The following is a 19,141-nucleotide window of genomic DNA, read 5'->3' as shown; positions in this document are numbered from 1 at the left end:
TGTCAAGCAGGGGAACAGGGTCGGCCCTCCTCACCCTGTCAGGCCGGGGTTTTGCTGCCGTCCCGCCCCAAAGCACGACGTCCCGTCCGACCCTGCGTCGTCGCGCCGACCTTGCCTCGGGCAGGGCAGGGTTCCACACTCCCGGGTCTGGTGCGGATCGGGGCGGATCCGAAACCGCGAGCAGAGGATCCCCCATGACCCACGGCAGCGCGCCGGCCACCGCGACCACCCTCGACGACGGCATCGTCGCGGCGGCGGAGGCCTGCCTCGCCTCCGTCGGACGCGCGCGCGACGCGATCCATCAAGTCATCTTCGGCCAGGAGCAGGTGGTGGATCTCGCCCTGGTGACGATCCTGGCGGGCGGCCACGGCCTGCTGGTCGGCCTGCCCGGCCTCGCCAAGACCAAGCTCGTCGAGACGCTCGGCACGGTGCTCGGGCTCGACGCGCGCCGGGTGCAGTTCACGCCCGACCTGATGCCCTCCGACATCCTGGGCACCGAGATCCTCGACGAGGACGAGGCCGGGCACCGCTCGTTCCGCTTCGTGCGCGGCCCGGTCTTCGCCCAGCTGCTGATGGCCGACGAGATCAACCGTGCCAGCCCGCGCACCCAGTCGGCGCTGCTGCAGGCGATGCAGGAGCACGTCGTGTCGGTGGCCGGCGAGCGGCACGATCTACCGCGGCCCTTCCACGTGCTCGCCACCCAGAACCCGATCGAGCAGGAGGGCACCTACCCGCTGCCCGAGGCCCAGCTCGACCGCTTCCTCCTGGAGATCGATGTCGGCTACCCGGACCGGGCGGCCGAACGGCGCATCCTGATCGAGACGACCGGCGCCGAGGAGCACCGCCCCGAGCCCGTGATGACCACCGATGCGCTCCTCGCCGCCCAGCGCCTCGTGCGGCGCCTGCCGGTGGGCGACCGGGTGGTCGACGCGATCCTCGATCTCGTGCGCGCCGCGCGGCCGGAGGGCGGCGACGCCGCGGTCGCGCCGAAGCTCCTCTGGGGGCCGGGGCCGCGGGCCAGCCAGGCGCTCATGCTCGCCGTGCGCGCCCGCGCGCTGATCGAGGGCCGCGTCGCGCCCTCCGTCGAGGACGTGGCGGCCCTGGCCGAGCCGGTACTCAAGCACCGGATGGCGCTCACCTTCGCGGCCCGCGCGGACGGCGAGACGATCCCCGGCCTTGTGGGCCGGCTCTCCTCGCGTCTCTAGGGCACGGAATGGCCTCGACCCGCGTCCTCGACGCCGCGAGACGCGCCCCCGGGCGGCGCGAAACGGAAACCGCCCTCACCCTGGCGGCGCGGATGCCGCGGCTGATCCTGGAGGCGCGCCGCGTCGCCTCGACCCTGGCGCACGGGCTTCACGGCCGGCGCCGGGCCGGGCCGGGCGAGAGCTTCTGGCAGTTCCGGCCCTTCGTCGCCGGCGAGGCGGCGGGCCGGATCGACTGGCGCCGCTCCGCCCGGGACGGGCGCCTCTACGTGCGCGAGCGCGAGTGGGAGGCTGCCCACACGGTCTGGCTCTGGGTCGACCGCTCGGCCTCGATGGGCTTCGCCTCCGCGCTGGCGCAGGCGCCGAAGGTGGAGAGGGCCCTGGTGCTCGGCCTCGCGCTGTCGGATGCCTTCGTGGAGGCGGGCGAGCGGGTCGGCCTCCTGGGCCTCGCCAGGCCCGTGGCCTCGCGGACCATCGTCGAGCGGGTGGCGGAGGTGCTGGCGGCCGATCTCGGCGGTCTCGACGAGGATCTGCCGCCGCGCGCGCCCGTGGCGCGGTTCGACGAGGTGGTCCTGATCGGCGACTTCCTGACACCGCCCGACACCCTGCGGACCGCGATCGCGGGCATCGCGGCGGCGGGGGCGCGCGGGCACCTGCTCGCGATCGTGGATCCGGTCGAGGAGACCTTCCCGTTCACCGGCGAGGCGGAACTGCACGACCTGGAGGCGGGGCTGGCGCTGCGGGTCGGCGACGCCGCCGCCTGGGGGGACGCCTACCGGAGGCGGATCCAGGCGCACCGGGCGGCGTTGGCCGAGATCGCCCGCGGGCACGGCTGGACCTTCGGCCTCCACCGCACCGACCGGCCCGCGAGCGAGGCGGCCCTTCGCCTGCTGACGCTCGTGGCGGCCCGGGCCGGGGCCTGAGGAGGCGCTGCCGATGTTCGGATTGCCCCTGAGCTTCGCCGCCCCCCTCGCGCTCGGGGCGCTCCTGGCGCTTCCGGCGCTCTGGTACCTCCTGCGGGTGACGCCGCCGCGCCCGCGCCGGATCGATTTCCCGCCGCTGCGCATCCTGGCCGACCTGCTCCCGGAGCGGGAGACGCCGGCGCGTACCCCGCCCTGGCTGCTGATCCTGCGCCTCGTGGCCGCCGCGGCCCTGATCCTCGCGGTGGCGGGCCCGGTCTGGAACCCCGCTGCGTCGAGCCTCGGCGAGGGGCGCACGCCGCTGCTGCTCGTCCTCGACAACGGCGCAACCGCCGCCCAGGACTGGCGGCTCAGGGTGCGGGTCGCGGCCGAGGAGATTGAGGCGGCGGCCCGGGCCGGGCGCCCCGTAGCGGTGCTCGCGACCGCCGCCGCGCCCGCCGGCCTCGACGCGACGGCGCCGGGTCCGGCGCTGGAGCGCCTGCGCGCGATCCAGCCGCAGCCCCATCTCGCCGCGCGCGACGCGCATCTGCCGGCGCTCGCGGCCTTCCTGGAGCGGAATCCTGGGACCGCCGTGGCCTGGATCAGCGACGGCGTCGCGGCGGCGGACGAGGGCCGCTTCCCGGCCGGGCTCGCGGAGGCGGCGGGCCGGAGCGGGGCCTCGCTCACCGTGCTCAAGGGCGACCGGGCCCCGGCCCTGGCGCTCGCCGGCCCGGAGGGCAGCGGCGGACGCATCGGCGTGCGCGTGGTGCGCGCCGAGCCGAACGGCCGCGATGGCGGCAGCGTCCGCGCCCTCGATGCACGGGGCCTGCCCCTGGCCGAGGGACCCTTCGCCTTCGCGGGCGGCGCCACCGAGGCCGAGGTCGGGTTCGACCTGCCGGTGGAGATCCGCAACGCCATCGCGCGGTTCGAGGTGGCGGGCGAGCGCTCGGCCGGAGCCGTCACCCTCGCGGACGAGCGCGGGCGGCGGCGAAGGGTCGGGCTCGTCTTCGGCGGCACGGCGGACCAGGCCCAGCCGCTGCTCTCGCCGGTCTACTACCTGTCGCGGGCGCTCTCGCCCTTCGCGGACGTCCAGGAGCCCCGCGGCGGTAAGGGCGTGGCCGAGTCGATCGGCCAGATGCTCGACAGTCAGGTCGCCGTGCTGGTGCTCGCCGATGTCGGCGCGCTCGATCCGGCGACGCAGGAGCGCGTGGCGGGCTTCGTCGCCAAGGGCGGCCTGCTGCTGCGCTTCGCCGGTCCGCGCCTCGCGGCGGGCGGCGACGACCTCGTGCCGGTGCGCCTGCGCCGGGGCGGCCGGGTGCTCGGCGGCGCACTCTCCTGGGACCGGCCGAAGACGCTGGCCCCCTTCGCGCCGGAGAGCCCCTTCGCGGGTCTGACGCCTCCGGCCGATATCGGCGTGCGGCGGCAGATCCTCGCCGAGCCGGACGGCGACCTCGCCCGCCGGACTTGGGCGGCGCTGCAGGACGGCACGCCGATCGTGACCGCCGCTAAGCGCGGGGAGGGGCTGGTGGTCCTGGTCCACGTCACCGCCGACACGACCTGGTCGAACCTGCCGCTCTCGGGCCTGTTCGTCGACATGCTGCGCCGGGTGGTGGCGCTCGCCGGCACCAATCCGCCGGTCGAGGGAACCGCCGAAGCGGGACCGCCGCCGGTGCTGGCGCCGCGCCTCGCCCTCGATGGGTTCGGCGCGCTCGCCCCGCCGCCCGCGACCGCCCGGGCCATCCCGGCCACCTACACGGACCGCGCCACGGCCGAGCACCCGCCGGGCTTCTACGGACCGCCGGACGGAGGGCTCGCGGTGAATGCGCTGAAGCCGGACGATCGCCTGCGCCCCCTCGACTACGCGCCCCTCGCGTCCTCCCGCTTCGGCGGGCTCGACGAGGCCGCCCGGCGGGACCTGCGGGGACCGCTCTTCCTGCTTGCCCTTGCGCTCCTCGCCCTCGACACGCTCGCCACCCTGTGGCTCGGCGGCTTCCTCGGCCTGATGGCGGGCCGCTGGCGCCGGGCCGCGGCGGCTCTCCTGCTGCCCGGCCTCCTCGTCCTCGTGGCACCGGACGCGGCGCGCGCCGCCGAGCCGCCGGCCAACCGGCCGAACGGCGTCGAATCCGCCCTCGTCACCCGCATGGCCTACGTGCTCACCGGAGATCCCACGGTGGACGAGACCAGCCGCGCCGGGCTCACGGGCCTAACGCAGATGCTGGCGAGCCGCACGGCGCTCGAACCGGGCGAGCCCGCGGGCGTCGATCCGGCCAAGGACGAACTCGCCTTCTACCCGCTGATCTACTGGCCGATCGTGCCGAGCCGCCCGCAGCCGAGCGAGCAGGCGATCCGGCGCATCGACGCCTTCATGAAGAACGGCGGCACGGTGATCTTCGACACCCGCGACGCGATGACGGCCCGGTCCGGCGGCCCGCCCACGGCCGAGAGCCTCTATCTTCAGCGCATGCTCTCGACGCTGGAAGTGCCCGAACTCGAGCCGGTGCCGCGCGACCACGTCCTCACCAAGGCCTTCTACCTCGTCGACACGTTCCCGGGCCGCTACGCCAACGGCCAGACGTGGGTCGAGGCGCTGCCCCCGGCCGCGGATGGCGCCGAGCGACGGCCCGCGCGGGCGGGCGACGGCGTCTCGCCGATCGTGATCACCGGCAACGATCTCGCCTCGGCCTGGGCGGTGGGCCGGCGCGGCGAGGCGCTCTACCCGGTGGTGGGCGGCGACCCGCGCCAGCGCGAGATGGCGTTCCGCGGCGGCGTGAACCTCGTGATGTACGCGCTCACGGGCAACTACAAGGCCGACCAGGTGCACGTGCCGGCCCTGCTGGAGCGGCTGGGGCAGTGAGGGCGGCGGAGCCCCGGGAGGGCGCGCGCGGCGGCCGCAGGTGCGGGCCGTCCGCGTCGAAGGATCATTCATGCTGAGCCTGAGCGTCTCGCCCCTGGTCCCGCTCCCCGTGCTCTGGGGGCTCGCCGCGCTCGTCCTGGTGCTCGGCCTCGTGGCCTTCCTGGCGCGGGGTCCCGTGGCCCTGCTGCGCGTCCTCGTCCTGGGGCTGGTGGTGGCCGCGCTGGCCAACCCGGCGCTCGTCCAGGAAGACCGCGAGCCCGTCAAGGACATCGCCGCCGTGGTGGTGGACCGCTCGGGCTCGCAGATGCTCGGCGACCGCCCGGCCGTGACCGATCAGGTCAGGGCCGAGCTGCAGCGGCGCTTCGGCGGACTCGCGGAGATCGAGCCCCGCTTCATCGACGTGCCGGAGGCGGGTGCCGACGAGGGCACCAAGCTGTTCACCGCCCTGTCGAACGCGCTCGCCGACGTGCCGCCCGACCGGCTCGCCGGCGTCGTGATGCTCACCGACGGCGTCGTCCACGACATCCCGCCGAACGCCGCCGCGCTCGGGTTCAAGGCTCCGCTCCACGTCCTGGTCACGGGCCATCCGGACGAGCGGGATCGCCAGATCCGCCTGATCGAGGCGCCCCGCTTCGGCATCGTCGGGCGCGAGCAGACGATCCGCGCCGAAGTGATGGAGCGCGGCGGCACCGGCGCGGCGGTCGTCACCGTGCGGCGCGACGGGCAGGAGGTGGTGCGCCAGTCGGTGCGCACCGGCCAGCCCTTCGCCCTGACGCTGCGCATCGAGCATGGCGGACCCAACGTGGTGGAGATCGAGGCGGAGGCGCTGCCGGGCGAACTCACCACCGCCAACAACCGCGCGGTCCTCCCGATCGAGGGCATCCGGGAGAAGCTGCGGGTGCTCCTCGTGTCGGGCGAGCCGCATGCGGGCGAGCGGACGTGGCGCAACCTGCTCAAGTCGGACGCCAACGTCGATCTCGTGCATTTCACGATCCTGCGCCCGCCGGAGAAGCAGGACGGCACCCCGATCTCCGAACTCTCGCTGATCGCCTTCCCGACTCGCGAGCTGTTCCAGCAGAAGATCAAGGATTTCGACCTCATCATCTTCGACCGCTACGCCAACCAGAGCGTGCTGCCGTCGAGCTACTTCGACAACATCGTGCGCTACGTGCGCGAGGGCGGGGCGCTGCTGATCGCGGCGGGACCGGAATTCGCTTCCGCCGCGAGCCTCGCGCGCACCCGCCTCGCCGCGATCCTGCCGGGCGAGCCCAACGGGCGGGTGGTCGAGCGGCCCTACAAGGCGATGCTCACCGGCAGCGGCCAGCGCCACCCGGTCACCCGCGACCTGCCGGGCTCCGCGGCGAGCCCGCCCGCCTGGGGCGACTGGCTGCGGCTGATCGGGGCCGAGGTGCGGCCCGGCATCACCCCGATCATGGCGGGTGCCGACGCGCTTCCGCTGCTCGCCCTCTCTCGCGAGGAGAAGGGCCGCGTGGCGCTGCTGCTCTCCGACCACGCCTGGCTCTGGGCCCGCGGCTACCAGGAGGGCGGGCCCCATCTCGACCTGCTCCGCCGGCTCGGCCACTGGCTGATGAAGGAGCCGGCCTTGGAGGAGGAGGCGCTCCGCGCCGCCACCACGGGCCACGGCCGCGAGGTCCGGGTCGAGCGGCAGACCATGGGTGACACGGCCGAGCCGGTTACCGTCACGGCGCCGAGCGGGGCGAGCCGCACCCTCACCCTCGACTCCGACCGGCCGGGCCTCTTCGCGGCCACCTTCGAGGCGGGCGAACTCGGCCTGCACACCCTGCGCTCGGGCAGTCTCGTCAGCTTCGTGAGCGTGGGGCCGGCCAATCCGCGCGAACTCGTCGACGTGTTCAGCGACACCGAGCGCCTGCGCCCGCTCGCCGAGGCCACGGGCGGCTCGGTGCGCCGTCTCTCTGAGGGGGCCGGCGCGCCGGTCGTGCCGCGCCTGCAGATCGCCCGGTCCGGACGGCTCGCCGGCGCCGAGTGGATCGGCTTCCGGCCGAGCGACAGCGCGGTGGTGCGCGGCGTCTCGGTCTATCCGCTGGCGCTCGGCCTCGTCGCGCTGGCGTTGCTCGCCGCCGCGGTGCTCACGATGTGGCTCGCGGAGGGCCGGCGGCGGGCGTGACGGGACGACCGGGCCGCCTCCGTGCGACCCGGGCGTCCTCGCCTACGGACCCCCGACCACCATCCCCTCCACCCCCTCCATCGCCCCCGCGCGCAGCTCCAGCACCAGGAACCGCGCCGGGTCGACCGGGCCGGGCAGCACGAGGCGCCGTGGCGGCACGGGCCGGAACCCGAAGCGGACATAGTAGGCGGCGTCGCCGACGAGGAGCATGAGCCCGTGTCCCGCCGCGCGCGCGGCCTCGATCGAGGCGTTCATGAGCGCGCCGCCGATGCCCCGGCTGCCGAAGGCGGGGTCCACCGTCAGCGGGCCGAGGACCAGGGCCGGCGCGCCGCCCGCCCGGACCGGCGAGACGCGCACGGAGCCGACGAGCAGCGTGCCGACCAGCGCCGTGAAGGAGAGGTCGGGCAGATGCGCCACGCCCTCGCGCAGCCGATAGGCGGTGCGGGCGAATCGGCCGGGGCCGAAGGCCCGCTCGTGCAGGCGATCGATCGCCGCGCCGTCGAGGTCGCGCTCGGGGCGGATGACGAGGGGAAGGGAACTCACCGGGTAGCCTCGGAGGAAGGGAAAGGGACGGGCGGCGTCACCGCGTCCGTCGTCGCGCCTCGTCGCGCCGGGGTCCCATGGCTCGCTCCTCTCCAGCCCGGATTCGAGCCGCGCGGCGGGATAGCAGCGCGCAGCGAACGGTGCAAACGCCCGCTGGCATGCGGCTCGCATGACCCTGCGGGACTTGCAGTGAGGGGGACTTCACAGCTTCACTGCGGGGGCCAGTTCGGATCAGCCACGGAATCGATCATGCCAACATTCCTGCCCGCAGCGCCGCTGAGGAGGCTCCTCGCGCTCACCGCGCTCACCCTGGCGGCGATCGCGCCGCGGCCGGCCGCGGCCGAGGATTCCGTGCCGCCGGTGGTGCGCATCGCCACCGAGGGTGCCTACGCGCCCTACAACTTCACCAAGCCCGACGGCAGCCTCGACGGCTACGAGATCGAACTCGCCCGCGAGGTCTGCAAGCGCACCAAGCTCACCTGCGAGTTCGTGGTGCAGGACTGGGACGGGGTCGTGCCCGGGCTGCAGGCGAAGAAGTTCGACGCGATCATGTCGGGGATGACCATCACGGATGCCCGCCAGAAGGTGGTCGACTTCTCCCGGCCCTATAGCGGCGATTCCTCCGGCCTCGCCGTCGACAAGAACGGCCCGCTCGCCAAGCTGCCCCTGTCCGGCCAGAAGTTCAGCCTCGCCACCGACGAGCCGGGCGCGCAGAAGGCGATCGAGGCGATCAAGCCGCTCCTGAAGGGCACCACCATCGGCGTGCAGGTCTCGACCATCCACGCCGTCTTCGCGGACAAGTACCTGAAGGGCACGGCCGAGATCCGGGAGTACAAGACGACCGAGCAGCACGACCTCGACCTCTCGGCCGGGCGCATCGACGCGATCTTCGCCAACGACGCGGTGCTGCGGGCCACCGCCGAGAAGCCCGAGTTCAAGGGCAGCATCGTGCTCGCGGGGCCGCGCTTCTACGGCGGCATCCTCGGGCGCGGCGTCGCCTTCGGCCTGCGCAAGGGCGAGACCGCGCTCAAGGCTCGGCTCGACGAGGGGATCGGATCGATGATCGCGGACGGCTCCCTCAAGACGCTCTCGACCAAGTGGTTCAACGCGGACATGACGCCGAAGGAGTGAGCGCAGCACCGTGGAGAGTCTCGCGCTTCTCGGACCCGGCGGCTGGGGTCCGGCCCTTCTGCTCGCCGCCGGCACCACCGTCGCCCTCGCCCTGTGCGGCTTCCTCGCGGGAGCCGTGATCGGGGGGATCGTCGCGGCGGCCAAGCTGACCGGTTCCGCGCCGCTCTCGGCGATCGCGGGGCTCTACACGACGCTGCTGCGCGGCGTGCCGGACCTCCTCGTCATCTACCTCCTGTATTTCGGAGGCAGCGCCGCGCTGAGTTCGGCGGCGAGCCTGTTCGGCGCCACCGGCTTCGTGGGCCTGCCGCCCTTCTGGGTCGGCGTGGCGGCGCTCGGGGTGATCTCGGGCGCCTACCAGGCCGAGGTGTTCCGGGGCGCCTATCTCGCCCTCGACCGCGGTCAGCTCGAGGCCGGGCGGGCGGTCGGCATGGCGCCGGGCCTTCTGTTTCGACGCGTGACGGTGCCGCTCGTCGCCCGCACGGCACTTCCGGGACTGGGGAATGTCTGGCAGATCCTGCTCAAGGACTCGGCGCTCGTCTCGGTGACCGGGCTCGCCGAGCTCCTGCGGCAGGCACAGGTGGGCGCCGGCTCGACCCGCCAGCCCTTTCCCTTCTACCTCGCCGCCGCCGGCCTCTACCTCCTCATCACCAGCCTCTCGACCTGGGGTTTCGCCCGGGCCGAGGCCCATGCGCGCCGGGGAACGCCGTGATCGATCCCGTTTTCCTGCAGGACACGCTCATCGCCCTGTCGCGGGGCCTGCCGCTGACCCTGAGCCTGACCGCGGGCTCGGTGGCCTGCGGGGCGGTGCTGGCGGCGCTCGCGGCGACGGCCCGCCTGTCGGGCGTCCTTCCCGCGAGCCTCCTCGCCCGCGCCTACGTCTTCCTGTTCCGCGGCACGCCGCTCCTCGTGCAGCTCTTCCTGATCTATTACGGTCTCGGCCAGTTCCGCCGCGACCTGCAGGGCCTGGGATTGTGGTGGTTCTTCCGGGAGCCCTACTGGTGCGCGCTCCTGGCGCTCAGCCTCAACACCGGAGCCTACGCGGCCGAGATCTTTCGCGGCGGCGTGCTCTCGGTGCCGTCGGGCGCGCTCCTGGCGGGACGCGCCTGCGGCATGGGACGCTTCACCCTGTTCCGCCGCGTGACCCTGCCGCTCGCGGCCCGTCAGGCGCTGCCCGCCTACGCCAACGAGATCGTGTCGATCGTCAAGGCGACGGCGCTCGCTTCCACCATCACCATCATGGAGCTGACGGGCATCGCCCAGAAGCTGATCGCCCAGAGCTTCCGGGCGCTGGAGATCTTCCTCTGCACGGCCGCGTTCTACCTCGCGATCGTCAGCGCGATCATCGCCCTGATGCGGCTCGCGGAGGCGTGGCTCTCGCCCGACCTGCGCCCGCGCCCGGTGCTCGCCGCTCCCGCATCCTGATCCGGAGACCCTCGTGCTCGCACCCTCTCCCATCCGCCCCGACGCCGTCGCGCTCCGCGGCCTGACGAAGCGCTACGGTTCCCTCGAGGTGCTGCGCGACGTCTCGCTGTCGGCCCGCGAGGGCGAGGTGGTGGCGATCCTGGGCGCGTCGGGCTCCGGCAAGTCGACGCTCCTGCGCTGCGTCAACCTGCTCGAGGTGCCGGAGGCCGGGGAGGTCACGGTGGGCGGCGAGACGGTGGCGTGGCGCCGCCGGGGGCACGGCCGCGTGCCGGCCGATCAGCGCCAGGTCGAGCGGCTGCGGTCGCGGGCCGGGATGGTGTTCCAGAGCTTCAACCTGTGGTCCCATCGCACGGTCCTGGAGAACGTCATCGAGGCGCCGATCCACGTTCAGGGCCGCAAGCGCGCCGAGTGCGTCGCGGAGGCGGAGGCGCTGCTCGCCAAGGTCGGCATCGCGGAGAAGCGCGACCACTACCCGGCCCATCTTTCGGGCGGGCAGCAGCAGCGGGCTGCCATCGCCCGGGCGCTCGCCATGCACCCGCAGGTGCTGTTGTTCGACGAGCCGACCTCGGCCCTCGACCCGGAGCGGGTGGCGGAGGTGCTGCGGGTGATCCGGGCGCTCGCCGAGGAGGGGCGCACGATGCTGATCGTCACGCACGAGATGGCCTTCGCCCGCGAGGTCGCCCACCGGATCGTGTTCCTGCACGAGGGCCGGATCGAGGAGGAGGGCGTGCCCGCGGCCCTGTTCGGTGCGCCGCGCTCCGAGCGCTTGCGGCAGTTCCTGGCGCGGGGCGGGTAGAGGGCGGGAGTCGATCCGGCGCCGTCGGCCGCCACGAGGTGCGGCGATGACGAGGCCGCGCATCTCGCCTCTTCGTCTGGGGCCGGCGTGTTCACCGTTCGGGGCGGTTGCATGCGCTCTCTCCGCACGCGCACAGCTGTCCGGAGACAATGCGGGGCACTTCTCCACTCTCCCGAGTGGGCTTGCGGATTCACAAAACGCGAAAACCAAAAACGTGGCATATACTGACGTCGACATACGACGGTTCCTGGGTATGGCGCGGGGAACCCCTCTCCCGTGCGGGCTACCGAGTGGGCACATCTCTGATGCCAGCTCATCGGCCGAACGCATCTGGAGGGCACCATACCCCTCGTGCTGAGGTGCTGCGGCGATCGAAGATCGCGCGCAGCCTCGAAGCACCCCTGACCATAGATCCAGCCCGAGACCTACTTGGACAGACTGTTCTGGGGTGCGTGCGGGCCTGCGGCCCGTCAGAGGCTCCCTGCGGTCGCACCTCAGCACGAAGAGTTGGGTTTGTTGCCATCGGCCGGGTCTGATGCTGTGGGTCACCGCCGCCTGGGTGGGTGACATCTGCCGGTCAGAAGAAACCGGGACCTCATCCGGCGACACGTGACTTCGCAAGCTGTCTGTGGAGACAGGCTCGGAGGAGCGCGCGCACCTGTGCGTCCCTTGCGTCAAGTCCTTCACTGCGCCATGGAAGAGCCCCGCGCCGAGCCCGCCGACCTTGCTCAACGACCCTGCCGGACCCGCCAGCGCCGCCCGCCTCTGGGCGCCGCTCGCCCGGTTCATCGCCCTCGACGCCCGGATCGGGGCCCGCGCGGAGGCGAGCGGGCCCGTCGCCGTCGCGCTCTACGAATTCGTCCGCTTCGGCCTGAAACAGGGCTGGGCCTGCCTATTCGGCGGCGCCCTGTGCGGGTTGATGCTCGCCTTCGCCGTCGCCTATCCGGCGCACGCTCCGCTGGCGCGCTACGACGCCCTGACGCTCGCCGCGGTGGCGATCCAGGCCGGCATGCTCGCCCTGCGCCTCGAAACCTGGGAGGAGGCGCGGGTGATCCTGGTCTTTCACCTCGTCGGGACCGCCATGGAGCTGTTCAAGACCGCGGCCGGATCCTGGATCTATCCGGAGCCGAGCCTGCTGCGGATCGGTGGCGTGCCGCTCTTCACCGGGTTCCTGTACGCCAGCGTCGGCTCCTACCTCGCCCGCGTCTGGCGGCTGTTCGATCTCCGCTTCACGCGGCACCCGCCTCTCCCCTGCCTCGTCGCCCTGGCCACGACCATCTACGTCAACTTCTTCACCCACCACGTCCTGCCCGACCTGCGCCTCGGCCTGTTCGCGGTCGCCGCCCTGCTGTTCGGACCGACGACGGTCCATTACAAGATCCGGCGCGTGCACCGCCGCATGCCGCTCCTGCTGGGGCTCGCGCTCGTCGCGCTGTTCATCTGGTTCGCCGAGAATATCGGCACGCTCAGCCGGACCTGGATCTACCCGCACCAGCGGGAGGGCTGGAGCGCGGTGCCCATCGCCAAGCTCGGCGCCTGGTTCCTGCTCATGATCATCTCCTACACGCTCGTGGCCGTGCTGAACCGCCCGCGGCCCGTCCCGATCGCCCCGGCCGCTCCTTCGGACCGACCCGCGCATTGAAGAATCCCGCCTCACGGCCCAGGTAGGACGCGCAAGATCGCTCGTGCGGGAGACATTCCTCGTGCCGGATCGGTTCGTGCGGATCGCGCTCGGCGCCGTTCTGGGGCTGCTCGCCCTGTTCGTCCTCCAGCCCTACGTGACGGCGTTCCTGTTCTCGATGGAGCAGCCGCGGGCGGTGACGCCGCGGGGCGACCTCGCGCCGGCCGAGGCGTCCACGGTCGCCCTGTTCGAGCGGGCGGCGCCCTCGGTGGTCTACGTCTTCGCCCGCCGCGCCCCGAGCGCCCAGGACCTGATGCGCCAGGACGGGGAGGGGGGAGAGCAGGGCGGACAGGGCGGCGAGCAGACCGGGACCGGCTTCGTCTGGGACGCGGCCGGGCACGTCGTGACCAACAACCACGTCATCCACGGCGGATCGGAGTTCGCCGTGCGCCTGTCGGGCGGGGAGGTCGTGTCGGCGACGCTGGTCGGCGCCGCCCCCAACTACGACCTCGCGGTGCTGCAACTCGGGCGCGTCAGCGCCATGCCGCCGCCGATCGCCATCGGCACCTCCGGCGACCTGAAGGTTGGGCAGTTCGTCTACGCGATCGGCAACCCGTTCGGTCTCGACCACACCCTCACGACCGGCGTGATCAGCGCCCTGCAGCGGCGGCTCCCCACCCAGGAGGGCCGCGAGCTGTCGGGCGTGATCCAGACCGACGCGGCCATCAATCCGGGCAATTCCGGCGGCCCGCTCCTCGATTCCGCCGGACGGGTGATCGGCGTCAACACGGCGATCTTCTCGCCCTCCGGCGCCAATGCGGGCATCGGATTCGCGGTGCCGGTCGACGTCGTCAACCGCGTGGTTCCCGACCTGATCCGCACCGGGCGCACCCCGACGCCCGGCATCGGCATCGTGGCGGCGCAGGAGGAGGTCACCGCGCAGCTCGGCATCGACGGCGTGGTGGTGGTGCGGGTGGTGCGCGGCTCGCCCGCCGCTTCGGCGGGCCTGCGCGGGGTCGATCCGCAGACGGGCGAGATCGGCGACGTGATCATCGGCGTGAACAACCGGCCCGTCCATCGCCTCGCGGACCTCACGGCGGCGATCCAGCAGGCCGGAGTCGGTCAGACGCTCGAACTCACGATCCTGCGCGGCGGGCGCACCCGGACCCTCCCGGTCACCACCGCCGACATGGGTCAGCCCAGGCCGTGACGGGACGCGGCCGCGCTGCTAGGCTGCGCGTCATGCCCGCGCGACACCTCCCGACCGTGATGCTGTGCCTCGCCGCGGTGAGCGCCGCCGCGGGGGAGGCGCCCGCCAGGCCGCGCCTCTGCCCCGAGGATGCTCCCCCGGGCGTGCGCCTGCCCGAGCGGCCGGGCTGTGGAGGCTCGGCGCCGCTGCGGTCCGGCACGCGGCCCGGCTTCGTCGATCTCGGGAACGGCACGCAGCTTCGCGTAAGCGGTCGCGCCGCCTTCGAGGCCGGCATCCGTCGCTGACCTGTGCCCTGGCGCACGGCGCGACCGCGTCCGGCGGAACCTCATCCCGGTGCCCGGCATTCGACAGAGGGCGCGACGGGAGAGCACGATGATCCTAGCAGCCTGCGAGGGCCGCCACTGGCAGTACGAGATCGCCGAGCACGCGGACGGCTACGCCGTGCGCATGCGCGACCTCTGCACGGGCGATGTCGACGATGATTTCGTGACGGTGTTCCGGACCATGCCGGTGGCGCTGGCCTTCGCGCAGCTCTCGGCGGCCTTCGACCGCTTCGCGGGTGCCGAGGACGACGACGACGAGGAAGCCGGCGTCGCCGCCGATCTGGAATCGCGCGAGCGCATCTTCATCGACCTCAGCAGCCGGCTGTGCGACGGCGGCATCACCCGGTCGACCCTCGACGCCTGGGAGGAGCAGCGCACCGGCGAACCCCGGCGCGCGCTCCACTGATCCTCAGCGCTTGCGCGCCTTACGGGGTGGCGCGAGCCGCGCCGCCTCGGCCTCCTCGGCCTCCCTGGTGAGGCGCAACTCCCTCAGCCGCGCCATGTTCTCGTCGCGCTGCCGGTTGGATTTCTCCAGATCGGACCAGGCCACCGCCGCTGCCTCAGACTGCATCCGCGCCCGGGCGGCGCGGGTCTCGGCGCGGTCGCGAGCCGCGCTGCTCTCTCCCGTCATTCCTCGGCCTTTCTACCCCGGCGGCCCGACGCAGGACGGATCGCGCCATCGCGTCGTCCCGGGCCGCCTCCTCGTAGATATAGGGCGCGGGACGACGCTGCCCACCCGGCCGGCCGATGTCCCGAGTCCCGGCGAAGGCCGAAGATCACTCGAAAGCGGTGCAACGTCAGAAGTTTAGAGTGAACCGCGGGTGTGGCCCAGCGCGCTCAGAGCCGCCCGCGCCGCCCGTTCTCCATCCAGGGTCGCCCCGCCGATCGTCATGGCGCCGCCGCCCGCCGCCGCCTCGCCGGCGAGGAAGATGCGGCCGGCAACGGCCTGGCGGAGCGCGTCCCGGGCGGTGGCGCGGCCGGGCTTGGCGATCGAGTAGCTGCCGCGGGCGAAGGGATCCGTCCACCATGCCGCGAGGCGGCCACCGGTCACGGCGGCGCGCGCGCCCGACCCGTAGGCCGTGACGACGAGATCCGTGGCCGCGGCGACGGCCTCGGCCTCTCCGGCCTCGCAGAGGGAGCGGGCAGCGTCGCCCCCGACATGCAGGATGGCGAGGGGCCGTCCGAAGGGGTGCATCTCCAGATAGGCCGAGAGGCCGGGCCGGCCCGCTCCGGGCGTGGTGGTGAACACGGCGTCGCGCCACTCGGCCTGCTGGCGCGCCGGGTCGAGCGCCAGCCCGATCTTGGTGTAGGCGCCCATCCGCAGCCCATCGACGGCCGCGGCGAGGTCCGGCGGCAGGTCGGGCGTGAAGCGCAGCGCGCCCGAGGCCAGCACGCCGATCGGCGCCGTCACGATGGCCAGCGCCGCGCGAAGGCTGCCATCCGGCGTGTCGAGGGCGAGGCCCGGTCCGCTCCAGTCGATCCGCCGCACCGGACAGCCGGTCCGGACCGGGATCGCCGCGAAGTGCCGGGCGACGAGGGCGCCGTAGCCGTCGACCCAGATGTCGTCGCCGGACCAGAGCTGGTCGTAATCCTGAAGGGAGACGCGGTCAGGCTCCTCCCCGAGCGAGAGGCGGGCGAGGCCGGTCACGGCGCCCGCGAGCGCGGGGTCGCGAGTCACGGCCGCGTCGAGGAGCGAGTGGTCCGCGCCGGGATGCGGCAGGTCGAGGAAGGTGCTGAGCCCGGAGAAGCCGAGGCGCCGCCGCGCCCGCTCGCCCTCGCTCGCCGGCGCCCCGTCCACGAAGAGGGTCGGCCAGGGGCCCGATTCGTCGTCGGTGCGCCGCACGCCGTCCGCGAGCGCGATCGCCTTCCAGGGGTTCCGCTCGGCCCAGTGAATGTACTGGCCACCCGCGTCGAACGCGCGTTCCGGGCCGAGGCTTTCCTCGGTGAAGGCGCGCCCGCCGATCCGCGAGCGGGCCTCCAGGACGACGACCCGGCACCCGCTGAGGACGAGGAACGCCGCCGCGGCGAGGCCGGCCGCCCCCGCGCCGACCACGGCCACGTCGGCGTCGCTCGCGGCGCGCGCGCGGGCCGGCAGGATCAGGGCGGGGGCGCCGGCCAGGAGGGAGCGTCGGGTCAGGGACATCGCCTCGGCCTCCAAGGTCCGGCGCGCCGTCACGAGATCGGCCCGGCGGCGGCGCTTTCAAGCGGGCTTCACGCCGCAGGCGGCATCAGGACGAGGGGACCTCCGCCAGGAAGGCGAGCCGGTGGCGCGAGTGGCCGAGATTCGGATGCCTCTCGGCGGCGAAGCCCGCGCGCCGCAGCCGCTCCAGCATCTCGTCCGGCATGTAGCGGGTGAGCCCGAGCCGGCGGCGCAGGGCCGGGTAGTCGGAGAAGGCCGTGCGCACGAGCCCCAGGAGCGCCGCGAGGAGGAATCCCTCGCGCCAGCCGAAGGCGAGAAGGTCCCCGGCATCTGCCAGGGGGCCGAGGTCGGGAGGAACGACGTCGCCGACCACGAGACGGCCGCCCGGCCGCAGCTTGGCGCGCCAGACGGCCAGGGCCGCGTCGAACTCCGCTCCCGTCAGGTACTGCGAGACGGAATGCGCCACCACGAGGTCGAGGCTGCCGTCCGGCAGGTACGACAGATCCTCGTCCGCCAGGACGACGATGCGGGGCTCGGTCCGGAACCGTTCGCGCAGCGCCTCGCGCACCCGGGGCGCGGCGTCGCAGAGGTAGAGGCGCCCGCAGATTCGGGCGACCTCGTCCGCCGAGAGGGCCTCGCCGCAGCCGTGATCCAGCAGGTGGGCCCGCGGGTGCGGGACCAGGGCGCCGATGTCCGCGGCGATCCGCGCGTAGTGCCGGGTCCGGTGCCACTCGCTCGCGTAGATCGCCGTCCGGCGGTCCCAGAACTCGCGCCAGGAGGTCGGCATCTCCGGCGCCCTCCGTCCCGGGGGCGCCGCCCCCGGCCTCAGAAGCTCAACGAGAGGGCGGCGACGGCCCGATCGACCGACAGGTAGAACACGCCGAACGCGACCGCGGCGGCGAGCGCGAACTCCGTCACCGCGTTCGACAGCATCTGGCTGCGCCGCAGGGTCTCGCCGCCGAAGCGCGCCGCCGCCCAGCCGAGGGTCAGCACGATCGGCAGCGCGAACAGGAAGGACCACGTGCTCTCGACGCGTCCGGTGGTGGGGTCGAGGAGGGGGCGGATGTTGCGCACCCAGGGGGCGTAGGCGGCGGCCGTCAAGGCGCTGCCCCAGGCGAGCATCACGGCGATCCCGAGATGGACCGTGAAGGTCCGGTGCAGCCGCGCGAAGGCGTCGTTGTCGGCGTGTTGACGGACGATCACTGGCAAGCCCCGGTCTCGAGAAGCCCGCGACGATCCTCGTCGTCCTGGCGGGCGGTACGGAACGCGAGATGCCCGGGGAGTTCGGGTTTTTTATGACGCCCCGGGCCGACGGATCACGCGGCGATGCGACCGTCGAGCGGGAAGACCTTGGCGGGGTTCATCAGCCAGGCCGGGTCGAACACGGCCCGCACCCGCATCTGCTGCGCGAGGTCCTCCGGTGCGTACTGGACGTTCATGAGATCGCGCTTCTCGATCCCGACGCCGTGCTCCCCGGTCAGGCAGCCGCCCACCTCGACGCAGAGCTTGAGCATGTCCTCGCCGGCCTTCTCGGCCTTCTCCATCTCGCCCGGCGTGTTGATGTCGAACAGGATCAGCGGATGCAGGTTGCCGTCGCCCGCGTGGAAGACGTTGGCGCAGCGCAGACCGTAATGGCGCGTGATCTCGCCGATCCGCTCCAGCACGGTCGCGAGCTGTCCGGTCGGGATGGTGCCGTCCATGCAGATGTAGTCGGAGATGCGGCCCGTCGCTCCGAAGGCGGACTTGCGGCCCTTCCAGATCGCGGCGCTCTCGGCCTCCGATTGCGAGACCTTGAGGCTGGTCGGGTTGAAGGGCCGGGCGATCTCGACGATGCGGGCGAGCATCGCCTCGCATTCCTGGTCGGAGCCCTCGACCTCGATGATCAGCATCGCCTCGGCGTCGAGCGGGTAGCCGGCCTTGGCGAAGGCCTCGCAGATGGTGATGGCCTCGCGGTCCATGTACTCGATGGCGACCGGGATGATGCCCGCCCCGATGATCGCGGCCGTGCAGGCGCCGGCCGCCTCGACGGAGCCGAAGCCCATCAGCGCCGGCCGGGCGCCCTCGGCGGCACGCAGGATCCGCACCGTCGCCTCGGTGACGACGCCGAGCTGCCCCTCGGAGCCGCAGATCAGGCCCAGCAGGTCGTAGCCGCCGCTGTCGAGATGCTCGCCGCCGATCTCCACCACGGTGCCGTCGACCAGCACCAGCGTGACGCCGAGCAGGTTGTTGGTGGTGACGCCGTATTTCAGGCAGTGGGCGCCGCCCGAGTTCATCGCGATGTTGCCCGCGATGGTGCAGGCGAGCTGGCTCGACGGGTCGGGCGCGTAGAAGAAGCCCTCATGGGCGACGGCGCCGCTGATCGCCAGGTTGGTGATGCCGGACTGGACCCGGGCGGTGCGGTTCTGGAAATCGAGGGAGAGCACCCGGTTCATCTTGGCGACGCCCAAGATGATGGCGTCCTCCTGGGCGATCGCGCCGCCCGCGAGCGACGTCCCCGCACCGCGGGGCACCACCCGGACGCCCTGCGCGTGGCAGTAGCGCATCACCGCCGCGACCTCTGCGGTGGTGGAGGGAAGCACCACCGCGAGCGGCATCCGCCGGTAGGCGGTCAGGCCGTCCGTCTCGAAGGCGCGCCGCTCATCCTCGCTCGTCACCAGGGCCTCGGGCGCCACGAGCGGGCGCAGGCCCTCGATGATCGCGTCGCGGCGCGCGAGGATGGCGGGATCCGGGGCCGGGAAGGCGATGGTCATGGCGTCTCCTCGCGAAGGATTCTCGGGACGGCGCGCCGCGCGGCAAGCGGGCGGCGCCTGTCCGCGCGTCCAGCCCGACCTATAAACCGGTCCGCGGCGCGACG

At 73.3% G+C, this 19,141-nt stretch carries 18 protein-coding genes; 12 read left to right on the top strand and 6 right to left on the bottom strand.

Annotated elements, in window-relative coordinates:
- Positions 1–194 precede the first annotated feature (194 nt).
- The 4 genes from ACW9J6_RS05250 (at position 195) to ACW9J6_RS05235 (ending at position 7,101) form a co-directional block, all read left to right on the top strand.
- Positions 195–1,205, top strand: coding sequence for an AAA family ATPase (locus ACW9J6_RS05250; RefSeq protein ID WP_457115388.1), 1,011 nt, complete (start codon positions 195–197; stop codon positions 1,203–1,205).
- An 8-nt stretch (positions 1,206–1,213) separates the two neighbouring features.
- Positions 1,214–2,125, top strand: coding sequence for a DUF58 domain-containing protein (locus ACW9J6_RS05245; RefSeq protein WP_457115387.1), 912 nt, complete (start codon positions 1,214–1,216; stop codon positions 2,123–2,125).
- A 13-nt stretch (positions 2,126–2,138) separates the two neighbouring features.
- On the top strand, positions 2,139–4,955 hold the full coding sequence (locus ACW9J6_RS05240) for a DUF4159 domain-containing protein (RefSeq protein ID WP_457115386.1): 2,817 nt from the start codon (positions 2,139–2,141) through the stop codon (positions 4,953–4,955).
- Between the two features lie 70 nt (positions 4,956–5,025).
- Positions 5,026–7,101, top strand: coding sequence for a hypothetical protein (locus ACW9J6_RS05235; RefSeq protein ID WP_457115385.1), 2,076 nt, complete (start codon positions 5,026–5,028; stop codon positions 7,099–7,101).
- 42 nt (positions 7,102–7,143) lie between these two features.
- Here the strand turns inward: ACW9J6_RS05235 and ACW9J6_RS05230 are convergent, their stop codons facing one another.
- Positions 7,144–7,644: a GNAT family N-acetyltransferase gene (locus tag ACW9J6_RS05230; RefSeq protein WP_457115384.1), complete on the bottom strand. Its 501-nt coding sequence runs from the start codon at positions 7,642–7,644 to the stop codon at positions 7,144–7,146.
- Between the two features lie 249 nt (positions 7,645–7,893).
- Here ACW9J6_RS05230 and ACW9J6_RS05225 point away from each other — a divergent pair, with 249 nt between their 5' ends.
- The 8 genes from ACW9J6_RS05225 to ACW9J6_RS05190 all read left to right on the top strand — a co-directional run bounded on the left by ACW9J6_RS05225 (position 7,894) and on the right by ACW9J6_RS05190 (position 14,553).
- Positions 7,894–8,775, top strand: a complete 882-nt coding sequence (locus ACW9J6_RS05225; RefSeq protein WP_457115383.1) for a transporter substrate-binding domain-containing protein — start codon at positions 7,894–7,896, stop codon at positions 8,773–8,775.
- 10 nt (positions 8,776–8,785) lie between these two features.
- The gene (locus ACW9J6_RS05220; protein WP_457115382.1) at positions 8,786–9,484 is read left to right on the top strand and encodes an ABC transporter permease; all 699 of its coding nucleotides are present in this window, start codon (positions 8,786–8,788) and stop codon (positions 9,482–9,484) included.
- Positions 9,481–10,197 (top strand): ABC transporter permease, encoded by a 717-nt coding sequence (locus ACW9J6_RS05215; protein WP_457115381.1) that lies wholly within the window; start codon positions 9,481–9,483, stop codon positions 10,195–10,197. The genes ACW9J6_RS05220 and ACW9J6_RS05215 overlap by 4 nt, the downstream gene beginning before the upstream one ends.
- A gap of 13 nt (positions 10,198–10,210) precedes the next feature.
- Positions 10,211–10,993, top strand: a complete 783-nt coding sequence (locus ACW9J6_RS05210) for an ABC transporter ATP-binding protein (protein ID WP_457115380.1) — start codon at positions 10,211–10,213, stop codon at positions 10,991–10,993.
- 724 nt (positions 10,994–11,717) lie between these two features.
- On the top strand, positions 11,718–12,635 hold the full coding sequence (locus ACW9J6_RS05205; protein WP_457115379.1) for a DUF817 domain-containing protein: 918 nt from the start codon (positions 11,718–11,720) through the stop codon (positions 12,633–12,635).
- A 61-nt stretch (positions 12,636–12,696) separates the two neighbouring features.
- On the top strand, positions 12,697–13,824 hold the full coding sequence (locus ACW9J6_RS05200) for a S1C family serine protease (RefSeq protein ID WP_457115378.1): 1,128 nt from the start codon (positions 12,697–12,699) through the stop codon (positions 13,822–13,824).
- A gap of 32 nt (positions 13,825–13,856) precedes the next feature.
- Entirely contained in the window at positions 13,857–14,108 is a 252-nt protein-coding gene (locus tag ACW9J6_RS05195; RefSeq protein ID WP_457115377.1) for a hypothetical protein, read from the top strand.
- Positions 14,109–14,196: 88 nt separating this feature from the next.
- Positions 14,197–14,553 (top strand): hypothetical protein, encoded by a 357-nt coding sequence (locus tag ACW9J6_RS05190; protein WP_457115376.1) that lies wholly within the window; start codon positions 14,197–14,199, stop codon positions 14,551–14,553.
- Between the two features lie 3 nt (positions 14,554–14,556).
- Here ACW9J6_RS05190 and ACW9J6_RS05185 read toward each other — a convergent pair whose 3' ends face one another.
- From ACW9J6_RS05185 to ACW9J6_RS05165, 5 genes are all read right to left on the bottom strand, one after another.
- Positions 14,557–14,778 carry a hypothetical protein gene (locus ACW9J6_RS05185; protein WP_457115375.1) on the bottom strand — a complete coding sequence of 74 codons (222 nt, stop codon included), beginning with the start codon at positions 14,776–14,778 and terminating at the stop codon, positions 14,557–14,559.
- Positions 14,779–14,952: 174 nt separating this feature from the next.
- Positions 14,953–16,290 (bottom strand): flavin monoamine oxidase family protein, encoded by a 1,338-nt coding sequence (locus tag ACW9J6_RS05180; RefSeq protein ID WP_457115374.1) that lies wholly within the window; start codon positions 16,288–16,290, stop codon positions 14,953–14,955.
- Positions 16,291–16,375: 85 nt separating this feature from the next.
- Positions 16,376–17,074 (bottom strand): class I SAM-dependent methyltransferase, encoded by a 699-nt coding sequence (locus ACW9J6_RS05175; protein WP_457115373.1) that lies wholly within the window; start codon positions 17,072–17,074, stop codon positions 16,376–16,378.
- A gap of 38 nt (positions 17,075–17,112) precedes the next feature.
- Entirely contained in the window at positions 17,113–17,490 is a 378-nt protein-coding gene (locus ACW9J6_RS05170; RefSeq protein ID WP_457115372.1) for a hypothetical protein, read from the bottom strand.
- A 113-nt stretch (positions 17,491–17,603) separates the two neighbouring features.
- The gene (locus ACW9J6_RS05165) at positions 17,604–19,037 is read right to left on the bottom strand and encodes an FAD-linked oxidase C-terminal domain-containing protein (protein WP_457115371.1); all 1,434 of its coding nucleotides are present in this window, start codon (positions 19,035–19,037) and stop codon (positions 17,604–17,606) included.
- Positions 19,038–19,141 lie beyond the last annotated feature (104 nt).

This window comes from Methylobacterium sp. JK268 (assembly GCF_054052225.1).
This window is presented reverse-complemented; position numbering and strand designations above follow the sequence as displayed.